This window comes from Agromyces sp. NPDC058110 (assembly GCF_042884735.1).
Taxonomy (GTDB): domain Bacteria; phylum Actinomycetota; class Actinomycetes; order Actinomycetales; family Microbacteriaceae; genus Agromyces.
The window spans coordinates 342,058-361,750 of sequence record NZ_JBHVTI010000004.1 but is presented as its reverse complement, the minus strand read 5'-3'; the positions used below and the strand labels follow the sequence as shown (position 1 = coordinate 361,750).

The window sequence follows — 19,693 nt, the reverse complement described above, 5'->3', positions numbered from 1 at the left end:
GCCGCGTTGAACTTGAGCGTACGCCACTCAAGTTCCAGGAGGATTGGTGCCCGAAGACTTCAACCCCGAAGCCGGTGCGAGCTCGTTCGACGAGTTTCTGAGCCGGTACCTCGCGGGTGAGCAGGCTCGCCAGGCTCGGTCGATCGACCTCAGCCGGTTCCTGACCGCCCGCACGCAGGGCATCCTGCAGCGCGCCGGAAAGTTCGCGCTCGAGCGCGGGCAGACCGAGCTCGACGCCCTGCACATCCTGCGCGTCATCGTCGAGGACGACAGCGTGCAGCAGGCCATCCGCCGCATCGGCGCGAGCCCCGAGCGCATCATCACCGCGACCGAGGCGCGCCTGCCTGCCGCGGGCGAGACCGCTGACATCAACGCGGCCACGATCACGCCGAGCGCCTCCCGCGCGCTGTTCCACAGCTACCAGGTTGCGCGCTCGAGCGGCGCGACCTACATCGACCCCGAGCATCTCTTCTTCGCTCTGGTCCTGGGCCAGGATGCCCCCGCCGGCCAGGTTCTCGCGCGCGCGGGCGTCACGGCCGAGGCCCTCACGCAGCAGATCCGCGAGACGGTCGAGGCGGGGTTCGACGGAGACGGCGACACCGATGCTGACGGCAACCAGGCGAACAACGCCGGCGCCGCGGCATCCGCGACCCCGATGCTCGACAAGTTCGGCATGGACCTCACCGAGCGTGCCGAGAACGGCGAGCTCGACCCCGTGATCGGGCGCGTCGACGAGATCGAGCAGACGATCGAGATCCTGAGCCGTCGCACGAAGAACAATCCCGTGCTCATCGGCGAGGCCGGCGTCGGCAAGACGGCGATCGTCGAGGGCCTGGCCCGCGCGATCGTCGAGGAGTCGGTGCCCGAGGCGTTGCTGGGCAAGCGCGTCATCGCGCTCGACCTGCCCGGCATGCTCGCCGGCACCCGCTACCGCGGCGACTTCGAGGAGCGCCTCACCAAGACCATGGAGGAGATCGCCGCCAACAAGGGCGAGCTCATCGTCTTCATCGACGAGATCCACACGGTCGTCGGCGCGGGCGGCTCGGGCGACGGCGGAACCGACGCCGGCAACATCCTGAAGCCGCGACTCGCGCGCGGCGAGCTGCACCTCGTGGGCGCCACCACGCTCAAGGAGTACCGCACCATCGAGAAGGACCCGGCGCTCGAGCGTCGCTTCCAGCCCGTTCGTGTTGGAGAACCAAGCATCGAAGACGCCGTGCTGATCCTGCAGGGCCTCAAGCCCGCCTACGAGGAGCACCACGGCGTCGAGTACACGGATGCCGCGATCCGCGCGTCGGTCGAGCTCAGCGCCCGCTACCTCAGCGACCGCGTGCTGCCCGACAAGGCCATCGACCTCATCGACCAGGCCGGCGCGCGACTGCGCCTGAAGCTCGGCATGAAGACGGATGTCTCCGCGCTCATCGCGCGACTCGGCGAGCTCGAGGCCGACAAGAACGCCGCCGTCACGGCCGAGCACTACGAGGAGGCCTCGCGCATCCGCGACGAGATCGCCAAGGTGCAGGACAAGCTCGACGAGGTCGCGGCGAGCGGTCGCGGCATGACGTCGGGCGACGGCGCGGCCGAGCGCAGCACCGTCATCGACGAGGCCGAGATCGCCGCCGTGATCTCGCGGGCCACCGGCATTCCGGTGAACCGCCTCACCGAGACCGAGCGCGAGCGCCTCGGCGACCTCGAGGGCGAGCTGCACGCGCGCGTCATCGGCCAGGACGACGCGGTCACCGCGGTCGCGAAGGCCGTGCGCCGCAGCCGCACCGGTATGGGCGACGCACGTCGCCCGGTGGGTTCGTTCCTGTTCCTCGGACCGACGGGTGTCGGCAAGACCGAGCTGGCGAAGGCGCTCGCGTCGAGCCTGTTCGACGACGAGACATCCGTGATCCGCTTCGACATGAGCGAGTTCGGCGAGCGGCACACGGTGTCGCGCCTCGTCGGCGCCCCTCCCGGATACGTCGGCTACGACGAGGCCGGGCAGCTCACCGAGCGCGTGCGGCGCAACCCGTACTCGATCGTGCTGTTCGACGAGATCGAGAAGGCGCACCCCGACGTGTTCAACCTGCTGCTCCAGGTGCTCGACGACGGACGCCTCACCGACGGCCAGGGCCGCACGGTCGACTTCCGCAACACGGTGATCGTGATGACCTCGAACCTCGGTTCGGAGTTCCTCGCGTCGCGCTCGGGTGCGCTCGGGTTCGTCGCGTCGACGGATGCCGCGGCCAACGGCTTCTCGTCGATGAACGACGTGCGCCAGCGCGTCATGGGCAAGGTGCGCGAGGCCATGCGCCCCGAGTTCCTGAACCGCATCGACGAGATCGTGCTGTTCCAGAAGCTCGACCAGCCGCAGCTCGCGCAGATCGTGCGCCTCATGCTCGGTGCGACCTCGGCTCGCCTCGCGGCGCGCGAGATCGACTTCGAGGTGACGGATGCCGCGGTGGCGCTCCTCGCGGAGCGCGGCTACGAGCCCGAGTACGGTGCCCGCCCGCTCCGCCGCGTGATCCAGCGCGAGATCGACGACCGCATCAGCGACCTGCTGGTGAGTGGTGCGCTCGGCGACGGCGAGGGCGTGCGAGCGGATGCCGCAGACGGCGAGTTCGTCGTCACGGCCGTGCCCCGCGCGACGGTGGAGGTGCCGCAGGCGGCGTAATTGCCACTGCAGGGACGCCGTTCGCAACGGAACGCCCGGACTCCTTCACGGAGGCCGGGCGTTCTCGCATCTTGGGCGGATTTCACCCGCGGTCTGCCCATGCCCAGAAGCGCACACCTTCAGCGTGAGTATTGCTCATATCTGGGATCTGCTGTCAGGATGCCGAATGGCGCCGTTCGGCGTGCGAACCATGCGATTGGGAGGTGCTGATTGGACACCGAAGCAGCGACGCGTCTGGTCGCGGATCAACTCTCGACAGAGGTCTACGAGCTCGTTCCGCCTGGTGACTACTTCATCGGGCCGGAGATGATCGATTCGATCGCCAATGCCCTCGTCGCCGCATTCGTATCCGGGCTTGCGGCAGGCCTCAAGAACGACCTGGCCGAATGGGGCAAGTCGGCGGGAAAGGACCTCTCCACTCGCATCCGTCGAATCTTCGACCGGAAGCAGCCGGCTGCATCCTCGGGGGAGGCCGGCGAGCCGGTGCCTCCCGCGGTGGACCTGCCCCGAGCCGACGTCGTCGACACCGTGCAGCGCGAGTTCGTGAACATCCTGAACGAGCGAGGACTGAACCGGGACGATGCCGAACGACTCGCCAGAGTCGTGCGGGAATCGTTGGCGCGATGAAGCTCTCGGAACGTGCTGACGCGGTCTGCCAGGCGCTGCTGGCAGGATCGGCGATCGGGCTCGAAGAGAACATCGCCCTCTCGATCCACCGAGAACGTTGGTTGACCGAGCACGGCGGAACGCTCGTCGAGCGGTGGCACGCGGTCGATCGCCCTGGCTGGCCGAGGCGATACCTCTTCGAGAGCCACAGGATGGGCCGTTCGACGTGGGATGCGCCCGACGAGGAAGTCGTGGCGGTCTTCACGATCGCAGACGACGACTTTCCGGTCCGTACCGCGCTGCTCTCCCTCCGCGAGGAGCTCGCGGAGACGCCGTTCCTTGACCGAGATGTGCAACGGGCGCTCATGGGCATCGATGACGCAGTGCAGGTGGATCGTCGGTCCTGGGAGTGGGAGACGCTCGACTCGCTCTCGGCTGCGGTCATGCCCGCCGCGTGGGGAGTCGAGTGGCCGAGCTCAGGGGCGGCTCCCCTCGAAGAACTCGGCGAGTGGCTCGAGCATCAACGGAGTGCGGTCGCGCTGGATGGACAGTTCTTCGGGGGCGTCGGCGCGGTCTTCGAGATGCTCAGGCGCCTTGGGCCCGGTGCGAATCGCGGCAGCGTCGCCGAGCCGCTGCGAGACGGGGGATCGGGCAGCGCGCTCCGGCTCCTGCGGCAGGTCCTACGCCGATGCATCGAGGAGGGCGAGATCGAGGTCGTCGCGAGGGTTGCCCTCGAATGCTGCGAGTCTCCTCGCGAGCGACTGGTGGCCGCTCCAGACGTCTCGGCGCACGCCGCCGTCGTGTACGAGGTCGTCCCGCAGCTCATCGCGGGCGCCTCCCTTGCGAGTTGGTTCGCTGACCCGCAGAGTCCCCTCAGCGAGCAGGACCGAACAATGTTCGCGAACCGCGCTCGCCGCGCGGAAGAGGAGACGGCGCGCCTCGGCGAGACGAGGCACAACGCGATCCGGGACCTCCTCGGCGGTGGCGCCGCACGGCGGCAGCACGTCAAGGAACTCGCGAGAGTGGAGCTTGCGGATCGCGAACGCGCGCTCGACGACCTCATCGAGCGACGCTTCTTCTACCCTCGCAGCGCTCGAGCTGGACTCCTCGAAGAAGCCGCATGGGCTTGATGGGTAGCGGCCGCCCGTGCGACATTCACGTCGCCTTCGGCGGCGACGGTTTGCTCCTCGCGGTGAGCGCCGAACTATCGGGTCATGTCGTCATGGGTCAAGACCTCCTTCGTTCAGGCGGATCCGTCTTCGCACCCTCCTTTCGTGGCACTTGTCGCTTAAGCGCACGCACGGAAGAGTCCGCTTGACCGGTACAGGTCCTGCGGACGGCAGGTGGAAGGCGGTCCGATGGGTAGATCGGGGTCGACGCCCCACATGCGCAGGGCGGTGCTCTGGACCGCGGGCGCGGTCGCGTCCGCCATCATCGGAGTGCTGATCGGGTGGAAGCTTGAGCCGTTGCTTCCTGCTGATGCCACCTGCGATAACCCTGTCGGGCTCAGCCCGGTCGAGTCGCGGGTCGAGATCGGGTTGGACCTCGGCGAGTATCCGGCCGATCCGGTCACCGGTACCGATTTCGTCGCCGCGAATCTCGTCGACGGCGACCCGACCACGGCCTGGGTGGAAGCGCGGGATGACCGCGGTGAAGGCGGGGAGCTTCGGTTCACCTTCGACGCCGACGATGATGGCGCGTTCGACGACACCATCACCCCGACGCTCGTGTGCGTGCGCAACGGCTTCGTGAAACGACCCGACCTCTTCAGGGCGAATGCCAGGTTGTCGACGGTCGACGTGACGACTGGCGGGCAGACGCACCGCACCACCCTGCCGGTCAAGGGCGCCGATCGGATGCTGCTGATGGATCCGCTCGGCCTGTCTCGGACCCCGACCGCGGCCGTCACCCTCGTGATCGTCGCGACGAATGCCGGAGAGACCGCGTCCGACGCGAACGACCTGGCCATCAGCGACGTCGTCTTCTACACGTCGGGCGGATGAACCGGGGCGCCGTCCTCGGCGTACGGCGGGTGTCGAGAAGGCGCATGAACGGCGACCACGGGGCCGCGTCGAGGGTGCCGCCGCGTTCCGGGCCTTCCCTGAGGCGCCGACCACGCGGCAGGGGGAGACTGCGCGGATGAGCGGAGCCCTGTCCGACGCCGACGACACCGGGACGAACGAACCGGTCGAGTACGAGCGCCCGCAGTTCGACCTGCGGACCCGGGCGATCGAGACCGTCGTGCTCGTGGCATCCGTCGTCGTACTGCGCGCGCTCGGCGTGGTGCTGCTCGTCGCTTCGTCGCAGATCGAGGGCTCGATCGACATCCTGATCCCGTTCGTCGTCATGTTGTTCGACCTGAACCTGCTGGTGTGGATCGCGCTCACCGCAGCCGTGCAGTTCGGGCTGCGGTCGATGGGCCGCGGTGGGCGGTGGACGCTCATCGTGGTCGCCGCGCCGGTCGCGGTGATGCTCGCGCACGCCGTGCGCGGTATCGCGAGCCTCGCGAGCTCCGGCCTCGCCGGGGTGCTGGGCGACCCCGTCTCCTGGACCGACGCCGGGATCCTCACGCTCATCGTCGTGCTCGGTATCGCCTTCACCGGGGCGCTCCTCGGCCGCGAACGGCGCACGTCGGCACGGATCTCCGGCTGGCTGATCGCGGTGAGCTGGCTGCTCGTGATGCTGCTCCTCTGGGAGGCCCTCGCTGCCGGCCTCTCCACGTGGGGTTCGAGCCGATCGCTGATCCCGGAGCAGGAGAATCTGTACGTCGTGACCGCTGTATTGACGTTCGGCACCGTGGTCGCCGGATTCGTGTTCGCCGCGGTCAGCCGTCGGCCTGCGCTCATCATCATCGCGTGCGCCGTCGGACTCCTCGGCCTTGTCATCGCCATCGCGATGCCGGTTCCGGCGGATCGGTTCGACCCGAAACCGCCGCCCGCGACCGTCGACCCCGGCGGGGGCGGTGGCTGCCTCGGAGACAACTGCCTCGGCGGGTAGCGTCGCAGCGGACCTCGCCCGAGACCACGGCGTACCTTGGTGCCGGGAGGGCGCATGAGCGGCATGGCGGACGAGCGCGCGGCGCGCGGCGGCGTGCGGGTCGACCGGGTGAGCGAGCGCATCCACTTCGTGCACACCGAGCACGTGAACTGGGTGATCTACATCGGCCCCGACGGCGTCGCGCTCGTCGACTCGGGCTACGCCGGCCAGCAGGCGCTGCTCGAGGCATCCCTCGCCGAAGTCGGGGTCGGGCCGGGCGACGTCGACGCGGTGCTCATCACGCATGGCCACGCCGACCACCTCGGCGGGGCCGCGTGGCTCGCCGAGCACTACGGCACGACCGTGCACGCCCACCCGCGCGAGCTCGCGAACGTGCGCCGCGAGGTGCTCGAGCAGGCCGGCACCGTTCAGGTGCTGCGCAACGCGTGGCGGCCGGGTGTTGCGCCGTGGGCCATGGCGATCCTTCCGCTGCTCGACGGGCGAGCAGACCTCGGGGTGCCGAGCGCGACGGCACCGCCGGCGCGGGGCGAGCATCTCGATGTTCCGGGGCGGCCCCGCATGCGACTCGTCGACGGGCACACGAGCGGGCACGCCGTGTTCGAGTTCGAGGGCGAGGGCGTGCTCGTCGTCGGCGATGCGCTGGTCACCGGGCACCGCACCTCGCCGTTGCGCGGGCCTCAGGTGCTGCCGTCGATGTTCCATCGCGATGCCTCGCGGGTGCGGGCATCGCTCGACGCCATCGCCTCGTCCGACGCGCACGTGGTGCTGCCCGGGCACGGCGAGGCCTGGTTCGGGCCGGCGCGCGCCGCCGTCGATGCGGCAATCGAGGCTGGCTCGGCCTGGTGAACGGGCCGCCCGGAGGCGAGCGCCCGACAGTTCGAGCGGATGCGTGGCACTGCGCCAACCCGCACGACGAGCTCGCGGCCGGCGCTGCTCGTCCTGGCTCGGGCACGAGTCATTTGCCGGCGCGTTTCGCCCGTCGAGCCGCCAGTTCGGCTTTCGTGACGTTGACGGTGGCAAGGCTCACATCGAGGTTCGATTTGATGAGGTCCACGATCTGGCGCAGCAACTGCCGGGTGTCGACGTGCAGTGGCACCACGACGACCCTCTTGGCGTTGAGGCTCGCTGCGAGGAACTCCCGAACGTTGGCGTGCGTCACGGATTCGATGTCGAAGGGCTTGCCGGAGGCCGCCGACTTCGCCTTCGCGAGCATCGCCCGTGTCGCATCGAACACGGCCATGGCCGGCGGATGCGACGAGGAGGCGTTGACGAGATCGGTGAGCGCACCCTGAGTCCAGTCGTGGCCCAACTGCGTGCCACGGGCGGGCTCGCCCAGCTTGGTGCTCGGATTCGCAGCGCCCCCGGCGGGCTCGCTGCGGAACTTCATCTCGAAGTGGTAGACGGTCATCGTGCCGTCCGCATGCATCACCACCCCGATCCGATCGATCCCGTTGCCGGCGATGTTGTGCTCACCCGAGATCACGAAGTTCATCTTCGGCACCTGGCCGCCGAGTCCGTCCTTCCAGAGCCGCTCGTCGACGTACCGCTCGAACTCGTCGCCGATCTCCTTGTTGCTGAACTTCGGATCGCCCACCCGTTGGACCGGGATCTGCTGCACGGAGGCGTCGGGCAGGGGCGGCGTCAACGTCACCTTCTCGAGCGTGAACGCGGCCTCGGGGAACTGAGCGATGATCTCCTCGAACTGCTCGAGACTGCCCGCCATCGCCACCATCGCGGCGGCCGACCCGGGGAGTGCGCCGACCGCCGCACCCGTGGCCGCGCCGGTGGCGGCGCTCACGATGGCCGCCCGCATGCCCTGATCGAATCCGTCGGCCCAGGTCTTGTCCTGCGACAACGTCTCCACGGCACTCGAGATCCCCGAGGTGGCGGCATTCTCGGTCATCTTCGCGCCCGTGGTGGCGGCGAACTGCGTGAACGACTTGGGCCCGGCGGATCGGGCCGAGGCTTCGGCCATCTCGTGCACCGAGGCCGGAAGCAGGTTCTTGCCGAGTGCCGGTCCGACGACGTTCAATGCCCCGTCGACGGCGCCGGTGACGAACGCGGCTGCGCCGTCGGCGCCGACCACGTCGAAGCGGTCACCCAGCACGAGCTTTCGCGACACCACCTTGGCCATCGCGCTGGCGACGGCCGCGCGGGCGATCGCCGCCAGGACCAACTCGGGCGCCGCTGCGCCCCCGCTGCCGACCGTCAGGAGGAGCCCCACGGCGATGTCGACGGCGGTGCTGACGGCTGCTTCCAACTGGTCCCGGTACTGCACGAACATCGTCAGGGCCGTCGCCGTGCGACTCGCCAACCGGTCGATCTCGGCCTGCTCCTCGGCGGTCGGTTGCTTGCCTCCCGCGGTCGCGCGCTCCTTGGCTGCCTGCAGTTCGCGGTTCTCGTCTTCCAGCGCGGCACCTGCGGCGGTCACGGACCCCACGCCGGTGGCCGTCTCGCGCTTCACCGCCGCGTCGAGCCATACCGCCCGCTCCTGGGGGGTCAGGCTGCTGGGCTCGAGTTGCAGCAAGATCTTGTTCTTCGTCGCTGTTGAGAGGTTCGCGAGGTTCGCACCGAACGAGGCGTCGGTGGCCAGTTGCCGGCGGTCGTTCGCCGTCGTGAACGAGGCGAGCAGGAACAGGATGTACTCGTCGTGACCGGGGTTGGTCATCACGAATTGCAGACGGGATCGGAGGTCGGTGAAGACGTAACTGCGCAGCCAGCCCTTCTGCGGGGCTGTGAGCATCGGATCCATGTACTGATGGAGCGGCCCGGTGTCCGCATCATGTGCGGCCTTGAAGGCGAGGTAGTCGACGCCCGAGGAATTGCGCAGCACATCGAAGATCGCATCGCCGTTGGTGCCGCCCAGACCTCGCAGTTTGACGACGACCGGATCGCCGAGGATTCCACCGTTCGCGCCGACGCCGACGAGCGCGTCGAACCGGCTGCGCTCCTCCTTGCTCATGCCGCCGAACGTGGCGTCCATGTTCCGCAGTCGCGGGTCCTTGTTCTCGACGGCTTTCTTGAAGGCCGCGAGCTGGGCCGCGTCTGCGTGCGCGACCGCATCGAAGATGAAGTCGGCGTCGGCGGTGGTGTAGCCGTCGGTCGCGATCTCGAGCGTTCGGATCAAGCGTTGGTCGTTGGGCTCCTGCAGCAGCATCAGCGCCCGCTTCTTCGTGTGCAGCGAGGTCTCGCGAGTGAGGTAGTCGACGAGCGGCTCCTTGTACGACGCGGCGAACTCCGACGACAAGGTCTTCGGATCCTGGCTCTGCAGCGCAGTGAACAGCAGGGCCTGATCGTTGAAGCCCGCAACGGTCGCGATCTTGACGTCGTCGGCTGGTCGGGTCTTGCCGTACGCCAGCACGGCCGCGGTGCGGAACCGGGTCGCGAAGGTCGCGCTCAGCATCTCCGCCATGAGCGCGCCGCCGATGCGGCTGCTCTCCCCGTTCGGCAGCACGTAGTCGGTGGGGTAGCCCTTCGGCCCGTACGTGGTTCGGAAATCCTCCTCGGCTTTGGCGCACTGACCGCCGATCGATGCGACCACGCGAACCACCGTCGTCTCGTCGGTCAGCGCGCCATGGATGGCGATGTAGATCTTGTCGGCGTCGCGCAATGTGCCGTGCTGCAGGTATGCCTGAGCTCGGATGGTGTCGTTGCCGCCCAACCGTTCGAGGTCTGCCACGAGTGATCTCGTGAACTTCTCGTCGTACGCCCGCCGGAGCTTGCCCTGGTCGGATGGGTCCTTCTGCAGCAGGATCGTGTGCAGGACGCGCTCCGTGTTGACGGCATTGGCGACCAGCCAGCCGTACAGGTCGGATGCCGCCTGATCGAGTCGGCCCGGCGCTGCGTCGCCGTCGCGTTGGATCACGGCCGTGACGGCGCTGTTTCCCGCCGTGCGCTGCAACCAGGCGAGCCGCGACGCCGGCGCGTTCGGTGTCGCGGCAGCGCGCTGCGTCTGCGGAGTCGGCGGTCGCGCCGGTCGCCGGGCGCGACTGGTCTCCATGCTTCGAGTCTGACGATGACGACATGTGGCGACAACGGGCAGCGTCCTCCCGAGCGGGCTGTCAAGGCTGCCCGAACGCGCAGGAGCCGGTTGCGGCGCGAGGTCGGCTCATGCGGAGCGCATGCTCGCACCGGATGCGGGCGGCGCCGTCTCGACATCCGGGGCTGCCGACCCGGTCGTGCACGGTCGCGGGATCTCAAGGTGGATCCGGATGTCTCGCGTCATGATCCGAGGCATCCTGCATCTCTAGGGGTGAGCGGCGACATGCCTCAGCCCATGACCGAGAACAGGATCCGCGCCATGACGACCCACCTGGAGTACGTGACCGGGGCGCTCGGCGAGCGCACCGCGCTTCCGTGCGCCTGCGGACGGGTCTTCGATCACCAGCGGCTGGGGTCGGCCGGGCTCGCCGCGGCATCCGCTCGCTCGTGCGCCCCGCGGATCACGAAGGCGACGACGGCGAGGGCGAGGAAGCCGGCCGTCAGGTAGACCACGTTCGCGAGGTAGACGAGGTCTGCGGGTGTGCCGACCCCGGTCGCGAAGACCGAGAAGTCCCACAGGCCGTGCAGCACCATGGCCCAGATGAGCGAGCCCGTCGTACGGCGCAGGATGTAGAAGATGGTGCCGCCGAGGAACGCCGAGAGCACCTGGATCACCGTGCCGCCGTCGGGCGCGCCGAGCGCGATGTTGATGAGGTGCCCGAGCCCGAACAGCGCCGAGCTGATGAACCACACCCAGCCCTCGTGCAGGCTGCTGCGCAGCGCCACCACGAGCAGGCCGCGGTTGACGAGCTCCTCGGTGAAGCCGACGAGCAGCAGGGCGACGGATGCCGCGAGGAACGCCCCGCTGTAGCTCGCCCAGTCGGTGCCCGCGAGGTTCATCACGACCGCGGTCGCCGCGAGGATCGGCACGAAGATCGGCCACCTGTGCCGGCTGCGCTCGCGTTCGAAGAGTGCCGGGCGCCACCACCCCAGCAGGCTCGTCGTGATCGCGAGCAGCACCGTCGCGATGATGAGCGACAGCCCGCCGCCGAAGAAGAGGTTGCCCGCGCTGTCGCCCCACTCGTCGTAGGGGATGCCGGTCGACACCTGGATCGTGAAGACCAGGGCGAGGTAGCCCACCCAGATGGCGAGGCCGATCCAGATGCGAGGGCGAACCCGCAGTGCGGAGGGGGCGGTCGTGGTCATGAGGTCCTTTCGAAGAACGGCCGGGCTCGAGGTCGACGCTAGCGGTCGGGCGAGCGGATGTCGCGAGCCGATGTCGAGTCCGTGGAGTCGCGAGCGGGCGAACGGAGGTCGACGACCTCTCGTGCGGGACGTGAGGTTCCTGTGATGGAGCACGCGGAGTACCCGCAGAGGCTGGCGCCAAGCGCGTAGGCTCCGCATCATGACCGACGTTCGAAACCTCGCCGACTCGCTCGCCAAGATCCCGGGACCTTGGCAGCCGCACCGGCTCGCGACGGTCAACGACCAGGTCGACATGAAGATCGCGAAGCTGCACGGCGAGTTCGTGTGGCACATGCACCCCGAGACCGACGAGCTATTCCTCGTGATCGACGGCGAGGTCGTCATCCAGTTGCGCGACCGCGACGTCGTGCTGGGCGCTGGCGACCTGTTCGTGGTGCCGCAGGGCGTCGAGCACTGCCCGCGGGCCGAGCACGAGGCATCCGTCATCATGATCGAGCGCACCGGCACCGTGAACACGGGCGACGCCGGCGGCGAGCTCACGGCCGACCTGCGCGAGCTCGACTGAGCGCGGAGCTCGACTGAGGGTCGATCTCAGGGTTCGTCCCGATGTGTCGCGTCATGATCCGCGACATGCTGCATCTCTATGGGTGAGAGCGGATGTCTCCGCTCACGACCGAGAGAGGATGCGAGACCGTGGCGACCCACCTTGAGTACGTGGCCGGACCGCTCGGCGACCGGCTCGCCCTGCCGTGCGCCTGCGCCCGAGGCGTCGACCACGCCCGCCCGGGGTCGTCGGCACTCGTTGAGGCCGCCGGTGCCGCGGCTGTCGTGGCCGGTGCGTCAGACGCGTCTCGTGCGTCTCGTGCGTCTCGTGCATCACGGGCCTCTCGTCGCAGCGTGCCGCACTCGGTCGTGCACCGACTCGGCTCGGGCGCGCGCCGCCTCGAGGCGATGCGCGGCCGGCACGCGGCCTGACCTCCGTCGACGTCGATCAGACGCGGCGCTGCGGGCCCGAGTGCGTGGCCTAGCGTTGGGCGGGTGACCAGCAGCGGCCTCAGCCATGTGACCTTCATCGTGCGCGACCTCGATCGCATGGAGCGGATCCTCACCGAGGTGCTCGGCGCCGTGCGCGTGTACGACAGCGGCGACCGCACGTTCTCGCTCTCGGCGGAGCGGTTCTTCCTCGTCGGCGACGGCGCGACGTCGACCTGGATCGCGATCATGCAGGGCGACGGCGGGCTGCCGCGCAGCTACAACCACGTCGCGTTCCAGGTCGAGCGCGGCGACCTGCCAGCGCTTCGAGCGAAGGTCGCCGAACTCGGCCTCGACATCCGGCCGCCGCGTTCGCGCGTCGACGGCGAGGGCGACTCCATCTACTTCCACGACGACGACGGCCACCTGTTCGAGCTGCACGCCGGGTCGCTGCGCGAGCGGCTCGCGGTGTACCAGCCGACGCTTGCGGATTGACTTACCAGCCGAACGAGCCCGGGCCGCCTTTGAACGGGCCGACGACGTTCGAGGTGATCCAGCCGCCGTAGAACCCGCCGGGCTGAGGCACGACGAGCTCGCCGTCGACCGTGCACTCGTCGACGAGGCCCGCGTAGACGGCGATGCGCCCGGAGAGCGCCTCGAAGCCGGGCGACGGCGACGGGTACTCCCAGGCGGCGTGCACCGCCCGATGCGGCCCGGCGACGAGGTTGTAGTACCGCGCCGAGCCCTTGAACTCGCAGAACGACGACCCCGCGCCCGGCACGACCGTGCCCGGCACGAAATCGTCGATCGGCAGGTAGTACACGGGCGGATGACTCGTCTCGAGCACGCGCAGCACGTCGCCCGTGTCGACGATCGGCGCCCCGCCGAGCGTGATCACCACTCGCGAGTCGACTGCCTCGACGCGCGGCGGCCGCGGGTAGTCCCAGACGGACTCCTGGCCGGGAGCGGTCGGCAGCGGGGTCGGGTGCGTCATGCGCGCCACGTTACGCCGATCGCCCGGCACGGACACCGGGTTGACGGAGCCGCCCTGTTCCGCAACGCGCCTTCGGTAGTCTGCCTGCATCGAAGGGGGTCGAATGCCGAAGGAAGCCGTCGCCGTTCCGCTGATCGACATCGCGGCGATCCTGCTCGCCGGAGTCGTGCCCGAGCCGATCCTGAAGATCGCCGAGATCGTCGCCAAGCGCGTGGTGGACGCGCACGAGCCGCAGATCGCGCGCAGGGTCATCCGGGAATCCAAGCGCGAACTCGTGCAATGGATCGCCGGCGAGGGCATCCCGAACGACGCGCTCGACACCGGTGCCCAGATGGCCGTCGACGCGCTCGCCGAGTGGGGGCCGCTCACCGCCGAACGGGTCGTGCGATTCGAGTCCGACCCTGCGGCGATCGCCGCCGACATCCTGAGCCTGACGGAGCGCGCCCTGCCGTCCGAGGGTGAGCGGGCGGTCTGCCGGCAGATCGTCGAGCGCGTAATCGCCGCGGTGCTCGCCGACGCCGACGCCCGAGCCGAACTGGGCTTCGACCTGCAGGTGGCCACCGCCGTCGCGATCGAGACGCTGGGCGAGAAGATCGACCGGCTGCTCGACGCCGGCGCCCCGAACGAGCGGGAACTCGACCGGCTGCGCACCAGGTCGCGGGTGGGTCTCGACCGCATGGCGAACGCGCAGTTCGGTCGCCATGAGCTCGTCGGCTGGGACGCCTCGGAGCGGCCGGCCGACGTGCTCGCCGATTCGGACTGGTCCGAGCGTGTCGACCGCGCCCTCCGCGAGGTCATCGACGGTGCGAACGGGGTGTTCGACCTCGACGCGCTGCGCCGCATCCGTTCGCACGCCGGACTCCCGTTCGAGAGTCTCCGCGCCAGGCTCGTCGACGCGCGGCTCGGCGACCTGCTCTCCCGTGCAAGCTCGGCGCGGCGGGCGGATGCCGACGCCGTCGGCCCCGACGTGCTGACCTGGCTGCACTGGCTCCTCGAGCAGTGCGCGACGCCCAGGTACCGCATCGTGCTGCCGGTCGTCGGCGGGTGGGGAACCGGCAAGACGACGGTGTCGCGACGTGCTGCTGGCGAACTGTTCGCCCGCGGCCGCTTCGTGATCGTGGTCGCGCCCGTGGCCGGCGCGCGGTTCGAGGACGAGCTCGCACGCGCCGCGTCGGCGGCACTCGGCCGGCCGATCGTCTCGGCCGCCCAGCTCGCGACGGAACTCGGGGAACTGGATCGCCGCGCCGTGGTCGTGGTGGACGATGCCCATGAGTGGCTCGAGGTCGGGTTCGCAGCGGGCTTGCAGTACGCGATCAGTTCGTCGACCGTCGGCGACCGCGTGCGTTGGGTCGTCGCGACGAGTGTCGAGCACTTCGACGCCGTGCACGATCGCCGCAACCCCAGGTTCTGGGAGGAGTACGGCACCGAGGCGCGACCCGACACGTGGCTCGATCTCGATCGCAGCAACGTGACGCAGCAGCTCGGTCGGGACATCCTCGTGACCGCGGCACCCGTCGACGACCGGGCGTCGATCCGTGCCTTCTTCACCCTGCCTCAGGAGCAGCGCGACGGCGGATGGGAACTGCTCTGCCAACCGTTGCCCGCGTGGATCCAGGTCGAGCTGAGCCGGCGAGGGGGCTCCGCCTTCGGTCTGAGCGAAGCGGAGTTCGCCGACGAGTACTGGGACCTCGTGACCGAACGCCTCGGACCGACGACCTGGATGGCCCGTTGCGCGGCCCGGGTGCTGACGCTCCTCGACGAGGCGTTCGCGACGAGCCTCGGTGCGCCGATCCTCGCGGAGGACCTCGAGCGTCGATTCGTCGGCGTACCCGAGACCGAGGAGCGCGTCGGCGTGTTCGGTCGCATCATCGGCGCACTCACCGCGGCCCGCATCCTGCGCCGCGACGGCGCCCGACTGCAGCCCGGAGGGGACGCGCTCTGGGCCTCCCGCCTGCTGGCCGCCGGCTGGGACGGCGATGTCTCGTCGTCGGAGCGCGTCGTCGATGCGATGGCAGCGTGGCGTAGCGACGGCGACCGGAGCGTGGCGAGACTTCGGCAGGCCGTGCTGCGCGAGTGGCTCGTGCGGCTCGACTCCGATGAGGTGGTGACGTGGGATCGCGGCGACGTCATCGATGCGCTCTGGGACCGCAAGGGCGCGAACCCCGTGCTCTGGGGCGCCGCACCTCGGCTCTCCACCGAGACGCAGCGACGTCTCGTGATCCGGGCGAAACGGTCGGTCGCGGCGATCGCCGAGGGGCACGACGTCTACATGTTCCTCCGATGGATGCTCGTCGCCCCCGACGGCGTCTGGGACCCGGTCGTCGCGGTGAAGCTCGCGTGCGCTGTCGCAGGGCAGGTCGCGGCATCCGGACTCTCGCAGTACCTCGTCTCGGTGGTCGACAGATATGCGCGAGAACTGGATCTCTCCGATCTCGAGTCGGTCACCCGTCTGCTCGTGCAGTTCGACGGCGCAGCAGGCGAGACCGGGTTCACCGGTGAGTTCGTCGACGTGTTCATGCGGGCTGCGTATCTCGTGCCCGCGGAGATGCTCGCCGTCTCGGCGCTGCGGCTGCTCGAGCGCGGGGCGGGTGGCGAGTCGCGCCGGAGCACGGGTGCGGCCCCGCAGGGCGAGCCGGGCGGGTCGTCGTTCGCCCGGCTCGTCGTCGACACCATCGCCGCCTCTGTGATGATGGACGACGTCGTCGACGGGTACGAGACGCTGGTCGAGGCGCGCTGGTTCGGCTCGCGCGGCGACTTCGGGCCGTCGCAGCGCACCACCCGGAACGCAGCGCATCGCGCGCTCGGGCACGCCTACACCAGCATGCGTCACTCGGAGCAGGTCGTCGAGATCGTCGACCGGCTGGTCGAGGCACCCGAGCGGATGCGGCTCGAATCGGCGCTCTTCATCGTGCGGCACACCCGCACGACCGGCGGGCTCGCGCGGGTGAAGGTCGATCAGGTCTTCCATCCGGCGCTGCGGGTGATCAGCCGTCGGCGCGGCGAGCTCTCGCCGACCATCGTCGACCGTTGGATGCTGCCGATCCTGGAGGTGAACGGCCTCGAGTGACGCCAGCGCGCGGCGGGCCCGCGCGTTGCGGTCAGCGCAAGCGGCGGTCAGCGCGCGCGGCGGGCGAGCAGCGTCGCGTCCTCGATGTCGACGGTCACGCCGTCGCGCACGGCCCGGCGCGGGCGCTGCTCGGCGACGAGCACCTCGAAGTCGGCGGGCAGGGCCGGCAACAGGTCTTCGGCGAGGAACATCGCGTCACGATGGCTCGCCGACAGGTGCGTGAACACGGGCGACGGCGCGTGCCCGACGACGAGCAGGTGCCCGCCGGGGGCGACGGCCTGCGCGAGCCGGCGGGTGACGTCGACCATGCCCGCCTCGGGCGGGTGCAGGAAGTGCGTCGTCACGAGGTCGAACTCGCGCCCGCCGGCATCGAGGGCGCGCGCGTCGACCTGCCACCAGTCGGTGCGGTCGGCGACTCCTGCCGAGGCGGCGTGCCGGGCGGCACTGGCGAGGCCGTTCGCGGAGAAGTCCGCGCCGGTCACGTGCCACCCCTGCTGGGCCAGCCAGATCACGTCGCCGCCCTCGCCGCAGCCCACGTCGAGCGCGGTGCCGGGGGAGAGGGCGGATGCCTCGGCCACGAGCTGCGGGTTCGGCCGCCCGCTCCACACCTGCTCCTCGCCCGAGTAGCGCTCGTCCCAGGCGTCGGGCTCGAACATCTCGGCGTGCCCCGACGGTTGGGCAGGTGCGTGCGCGGCCCCGTCTGCAGAGGTTCCGGATGCCGCGTGCTCGTGAGCGCTCATGGGTGGTGCGTCCTCTCGTCGACACGAGCGTACGGAACGGGGTGCCGCGAACGCACGCCGCGTTGCCGGAACGGCAAGCCCGCGGCATCCGATCGCGCGATCGTCGATGCCGCGGACGTCGGCGCCGCCACGGGCGCTGCTGCTACGAGACGGCGACGGTCGCCGCGAGCGCCTCGGCCGCGGCACGGTCGGGCTGCGCACCCACGCCGCCCGCCCCGCGGGTCGACGCGGTGCCGCACGCGACTGCGAGGGCCAGGGCGTCGGCGATGCCGGCATCCGCGAGCCGTGCGGCGAGGAAGCCCGCCGCGAGCGTGTCGCCCGCGCCGACGGTGTCGACGAGGTCGCCCTCGATCGTCGGCGTGGCGGCGCGCGTGCGGAGGGTCTCGCCGTCGGCGCGGCGTGCGGCGACCGCACCCTCGGCGCCGAGCTTGCAGACGACGATCGCGCCCTCGGGCATGACATCGAGCAGCGCCTCGACCGCCGCGGCGAGGTCGTCGACGCGCGTGATGCCGCAGATCTCCTGCTCGTTGCCGAAGAAGACGTCGACCGAGGCGAGCACGTCGAGCACGCCGCGGTCCCACTGCTCGGTCGGGTCGAAATTGCCGTCGAGCGAGGTCGTCAGCCCGGCAGCCCGGGCGCGGGCGAAGAGGTCGGCGGCATCCGCCCAGAGGTCCTCCTGCAGGAAGTAGCTGCCCACGTGCAGGTGGCCGAAGCGGTCGAGCACGACATCCGGAGCCTCGGATGCCGCGACGCGGCCGATCGAGCCCATCGAGGTGAGGATCGCGCGATCGCCGCTGGGCCTCGTCAGGTGGGTGGACGCCCCGGTCGGCAGCGAGGCGTCGATGCGCACGAGGTCGGTGCCCACGCCGCGGCGGGAGAGCTCGGCGTCGAGGAAGCTGCCGAACGTGTCGTCGCCGCGCACGCTGAGCAGGCTCGTCGGCACGCCGAGGGCGGCCGCGCCGCACGCGGTGATCGCCGACGAGCTGCCCATCGTGAGCGTGGTCGACGGCACGAGCTGCTCGTGCTGCTCGAAGCGCAGGTCGCCCTCGAGCTCGATGATGAGGTCGACGCAGAGCTCGCCGATGACGAGCAGCTCCCGCGAGGCGGGCAGCGCGCCAGACGTGGGGGTCAGCGAGGGGGACGAGGCGTGAGCCATTCGGTCCAGACTCCTTCGAGTTCGATGGCGTTGCGGTGAGCCCAGTCTCGTACAGCCTGCTCGGCCGCGGCACAGGCGGCGTCGACCGCCACGGGGCCGCGGTCGCCGCCGTGGAGCGAGACGATCGGCCAGGCGCCGGCCGGCGCGGCATCCGGGGCCGATCCCTCCGGCGCCCGTCGTTCCGGCGACGCCCCGCTGGCGACGACGGCGGATGCCGCGACCCACGTCGCGAGCACGTCGCCGTCGCCGAGGGCGAGCGCCTGCGCCACGGCATCCGCCACCGCGCTCAGCAGGCGGTACTGCGCGGGGTGCGTCGGGGCCGTGACGGTGACGAGCGGCATCAGCTGGTGGCCAGCACCGACCGGTTCAGGAACGGCGGGGTGTCGGGGTTGCGGCCGGCCTCGAGTGCGAGCGCGAGCGCCAGGCGGTGCACGAGCACGAGGTTCGCCTGCGGGTCGAGGTCGTTCGAGTAGACGGCGGCGCCGGTCGCGCGCACGTCGGCGACGACCGACTCGGGCACGTCGTCGAGGAACCAGACGAGCGAGTGCTCGCCGGCGCACGAGATCGGGCCGTGCTGGTATTCCCAGACCGGGTACGACTCGGTCCAGAACCCGGCGGACTCGCGCACCTTGAGGGCGGCCTCGTAGGCGATGCCGACGCCCCAGCGGTGGCCGAGGAACACGACGTGCTGCAGCGTGGCCGCGTCGGCGGGGAGGTCGAGCTCGAGGGCGGCGCGGCCGTCGGCGACGAGCGTCTCGGGGGCGGCGCCGATCGACGAGCGCAGCACGGTGAGGCCGGTCGTCGCGAAGCGGGTCTGCACGATCGACTGCTCGTCGGCGAAGCCGAGGTGCACGGTGCGGTCGGCGCAGAGGCGGCCGAGCGGGGTGTCGGTGTCGCCGAGGAGCGCGGTGATGCGGTGCGTGTCGCGGTAGCGCTCGACGACCTCGACGACGTCGGCCGTCGTGCCTGAGCGCGAGATGACGACGATGTGCTCGTCGTCGTCGACCCAGGTCATCTCGCTGGGGATCGCGGCGCGCGTGCGACCGAGGTCCGCGTCGTTGCGGAGGTACGCGTACGCGTCGCCCACGTAGTAGGAGGTGCCGCATCCGACGACGAGCACCTTCTCGCCGGCTGCGGGCAACAGTGCGAGCTGCTCGGCGGGGAGGTCGAGGGCCTGCGCCCAGATGTCGGGCTGGCTGGTCAGCTCGGCCCGGGTGATCGCACCCGGTCCGTCAATGCGGTCATTCATGGGAGTTCCTTGACGTCGGCACCGCCGGAGGGGCGATGGTCGGCACCGCCGGAGCGGTGATCTACG

The 19,693-nt window shown here is 70.3% G+C and carries 16 protein-coding genes; 9 read left to right on the top strand and 7 right to left on the bottom strand.

Features of this window, described 5'->3' with window-relative positions; genetic code table 11:
• Positions 1-46: 46 nt before the first annotated feature.
• From ACFVS8_RS11835 to ACFVS8_RS11810, 6 genes are all read left to right on the top strand, one after another.
• A complete protein-coding gene (locus ACFVS8_RS11835) occupies positions 47-2,659 on the top strand; it encodes an ATP-dependent Clp protease ATP-binding subunit (protein ID WP_387062060.1) in 2,613 nt (870 codons plus the stop codon).
• A gap of 210 nt (positions 2,660-2,869) precedes the next feature.
• Entirely contained in the window at positions 2,870-3,286 is a 417-nt protein-coding gene (locus tag ACFVS8_RS11830; protein WP_387062057.1) for a hypothetical protein, read from the top strand.
• On the top strand, positions 3,283-4,395 hold the full coding sequence (locus tag ACFVS8_RS11825; protein ID WP_387062054.1) for a hypothetical protein: 1,113 nt from the start codon (positions 3,283-3,285) through the stop codon (positions 4,393-4,395). The genes ACFVS8_RS11830 and ACFVS8_RS11825 overlap by 4 nt, the downstream gene beginning before the upstream one ends.
• A gap of 255 nt (positions 4,396-4,650) precedes the next feature.
• A complete protein-coding gene (locus ACFVS8_RS11820; protein ID WP_387062052.1) occupies positions 4,651-5,268 on the top strand; it encodes an NADase-type glycan-binding domain-containing protein in 618 nt (205 codons plus the stop codon).
• A gap of 136 nt (positions 5,269-5,404) precedes the next feature.
• Positions 5,405-6,262 carry a hypothetical protein gene (locus ACFVS8_RS11815; RefSeq protein ID WP_387062049.1) on the top strand — a complete coding sequence of 286 codons (858 nt, stop codon included), beginning with the start codon at positions 5,405-5,407 and terminating at the stop codon, positions 6,260-6,262.
• 54 nt (positions 6,263-6,316) lie between these two features.
• Positions 6,317-7,108: an MBL fold metallo-hydrolase gene (locus ACFVS8_RS11810; RefSeq protein ID WP_387062046.1), complete on the top strand. Its 792-nt coding sequence runs from the start codon at positions 6,317-6,319 to the stop codon at positions 7,106-7,108.
• 109 nt (positions 7,109-7,217) lie between these two features.
• On the opposite strand, the gene ACFVS8_RS11805 is transcribed toward ACFVS8_RS11810, so the two are convergent.
• Together ACFVS8_RS11805 and ACFVS8_RS11800 are read right to left on the bottom strand one after the other, a co-directional pair.
• The gene (locus ACFVS8_RS11805; protein ID WP_387062043.1) at positions 7,218-10,262 is read right to left on the bottom strand and encodes a hypothetical protein; all 3,045 of its coding nucleotides are present in this window, start codon (positions 10,260-10,262) and stop codon (positions 7,218-7,220) included.
• 380 nt (positions 10,263-10,642) lie between these two features.
• Entirely contained in the window at positions 10,643-11,449 is an 807-nt protein-coding gene (locus ACFVS8_RS11800; RefSeq protein ID WP_387062041.1) for a CPBP family intramembrane glutamic endopeptidase, read from the bottom strand.
• A gap of 199 nt (positions 11,450-11,648) precedes the next feature.
• Here ACFVS8_RS11800 and ACFVS8_RS11795 point away from each other — a divergent pair, with 199 nt between their 5' ends.
• Both ACFVS8_RS11795 and fosX read left to right on the top strand, forming a co-directional pair.
• Positions 11,649-12,014, top strand: a complete 366-nt coding sequence (locus ACFVS8_RS11795; protein WP_387062038.1) for a cupin domain-containing protein — start codon at positions 11,649-11,651, stop codon at positions 12,012-12,014.
• 473 nt (positions 12,015-12,487) lie between these two features.
• Positions 12,488-12,916 (top strand): FosX/FosE/FosI family fosfomycin resistance hydrolase, encoded by a 429-nt coding sequence (gene fosX, locus ACFVS8_RS11790; RefSeq protein WP_387062035.1) that lies wholly within the window; start codon positions 12,488-12,490, stop codon positions 12,914-12,916.
• Position 12,917: 1 nt separating this feature from the next.
• On the opposite strand, the gene ACFVS8_RS11785 is transcribed toward fosX, so the two are convergent.
• Positions 12,918-13,415 carry a DUF427 domain-containing protein gene (locus tag ACFVS8_RS11785; RefSeq protein ID WP_387062032.1) on the bottom strand — a complete coding sequence of 166 codons (498 nt, stop codon included), beginning with the start codon at positions 13,413-13,415 and terminating at the stop codon, positions 12,918-12,920.
• A gap of 103 nt (positions 13,416-13,518) precedes the next feature.
• Here ACFVS8_RS11785 and ACFVS8_RS11780 point away from each other — a divergent pair, with 103 nt between their 5' ends.
• A complete protein-coding gene (locus tag ACFVS8_RS11780) occupies positions 13,519-16,482 on the top strand; it encodes a hypothetical protein (protein WP_387062029.1) in 2,964 nt (987 codons plus the stop codon).
• A gap of 47 nt (positions 16,483-16,529) precedes the next feature.
• Here the strand turns inward: ACFVS8_RS11780 and ACFVS8_RS11775 are convergent, their stop codons facing one another.
• The 4 genes from ACFVS8_RS11775 to ACFVS8_RS11760 all read right to left on the bottom strand — a co-directional run bounded on the left by ACFVS8_RS11775 (position 16,530) and on the right by ACFVS8_RS11760 (position 19,627).
• Positions 16,530-17,222 (bottom strand): class I SAM-dependent methyltransferase, encoded by a 693-nt coding sequence (locus ACFVS8_RS11775; protein ID WP_387062027.1) that lies wholly within the window; start codon positions 17,220-17,222, stop codon positions 16,530-16,532.
• A gap of 142 nt (positions 17,223-17,364) precedes the next feature.
• Positions 17,365-18,378, bottom strand: coding sequence for a carbohydrate kinase family protein (locus tag ACFVS8_RS11770; RefSeq protein ID WP_387062024.1), 1,014 nt, complete (start codon positions 18,376-18,378; stop codon positions 17,365-17,367).
• Positions 18,351-18,719: a hypothetical protein gene (locus tag ACFVS8_RS11765; protein ID WP_387062021.1), complete on the bottom strand. Its 369-nt coding sequence runs from the start codon at positions 18,717-18,719 to the stop codon at positions 18,351-18,353. Before ACFVS8_RS11765 ends, ACFVS8_RS11770 begins: the two co-directional genes overlap by 28 nt.
• A complete protein-coding gene (locus ACFVS8_RS11760; protein WP_387062018.1) occupies positions 18,719-19,627 on the bottom strand; it encodes an SIS domain-containing protein in 909 nt (302 codons plus the stop codon). Before ACFVS8_RS11760 ends, ACFVS8_RS11765 begins: the two co-directional genes overlap by 1 nt.
• Between the last annotated feature and the right edge of the window lie 66 nt (positions 19,628-19,693).

Coding starts and splice junctions, on each gene's coding strand:
- ACFVS8_RS11805 (WP_387062043.1), bottom strand. CDS start 10,262: ATGGAGACCAGTCGCGCCCGGCGACCGGCGCGACCGCCGACTCCGCAG.
- ACFVS8_RS11795 (WP_387062038.1), top strand. CDS start 11,649: ATGACCGACGTTCGAAACCTCGCCGACTCGCTCGCCAAGATCCCGGGA.
- ACFVS8_RS11765 (WP_387062021.1), bottom strand. CDS start 18,719: ATGCCGCTCGTCACCGTCACGGCCCCGACGCACCCCGCGCAGTACCGC.
- ACFVS8_RS11810 (WP_387062046.1), top strand. CDS start 6,317: ATGAGCGGCATGGCGGACGAGCGCGCGGCGCGCGGCGGCGTGCGGGTC.
- ACFVS8_RS11825 (WP_387062054.1), top strand. CDS start 3,283: ATGAAGCTCTCGGAACGTGCTGACGCGGTCTGCCAGGCGCTGCTGGCA.
- ACFVS8_RS11760 (WP_387062018.1), bottom strand. CDS start 19,627: ATGAATGACCGCATTGACGGACCGGGTGCGATCACCCGGGCCGAGCTG.
- ACFVS8_RS11800 (WP_387062041.1), bottom strand. CDS start 11,449: ATGACCACGACCGCCCCCTCCGCACTGCGGGTTCGCCCTCGCATCTGG.
- ACFVS8_RS11780 (WP_387062029.1), top strand. CDS start 13,519: ATGCCGAAGGAAGCCGTCGCCGTTCCGCTGATCGACATCGCGGCGATC.
- ACFVS8_RS11770 (WP_387062024.1), bottom strand. CDS start 18,378: ATGGCTCACGCCTCGTCCCCCTCGCTGACCCCCACGTCTGGCGCGCTG.
- ACFVS8_RS11775 (WP_387062027.1), bottom strand. CDS start 17,222: ATGAGCGCTCACGAGCACGCGGCATCCGGAACCTCTGCAGACGGGGCC.
- ACFVS8_RS11815 (WP_387062049.1), top strand. CDS start 5,405: ATGAGCGGAGCCCTGTCCGACGCCGACGACACCGGGACGAACGAACCG.
- ACFVS8_RS11785 (WP_387062032.1), bottom strand. CDS start 13,415: ATGACGCACCCGACCCCGCTGCCGACCGCTCCCGGCCAGGAGTCCGTC.
- ACFVS8_RS11820 (WP_387062052.1), top strand. CDS start 4,651: ATGCGCAGGGCGGTGCTCTGGACCGCGGGCGCGGTCGCGTCCGCCATC.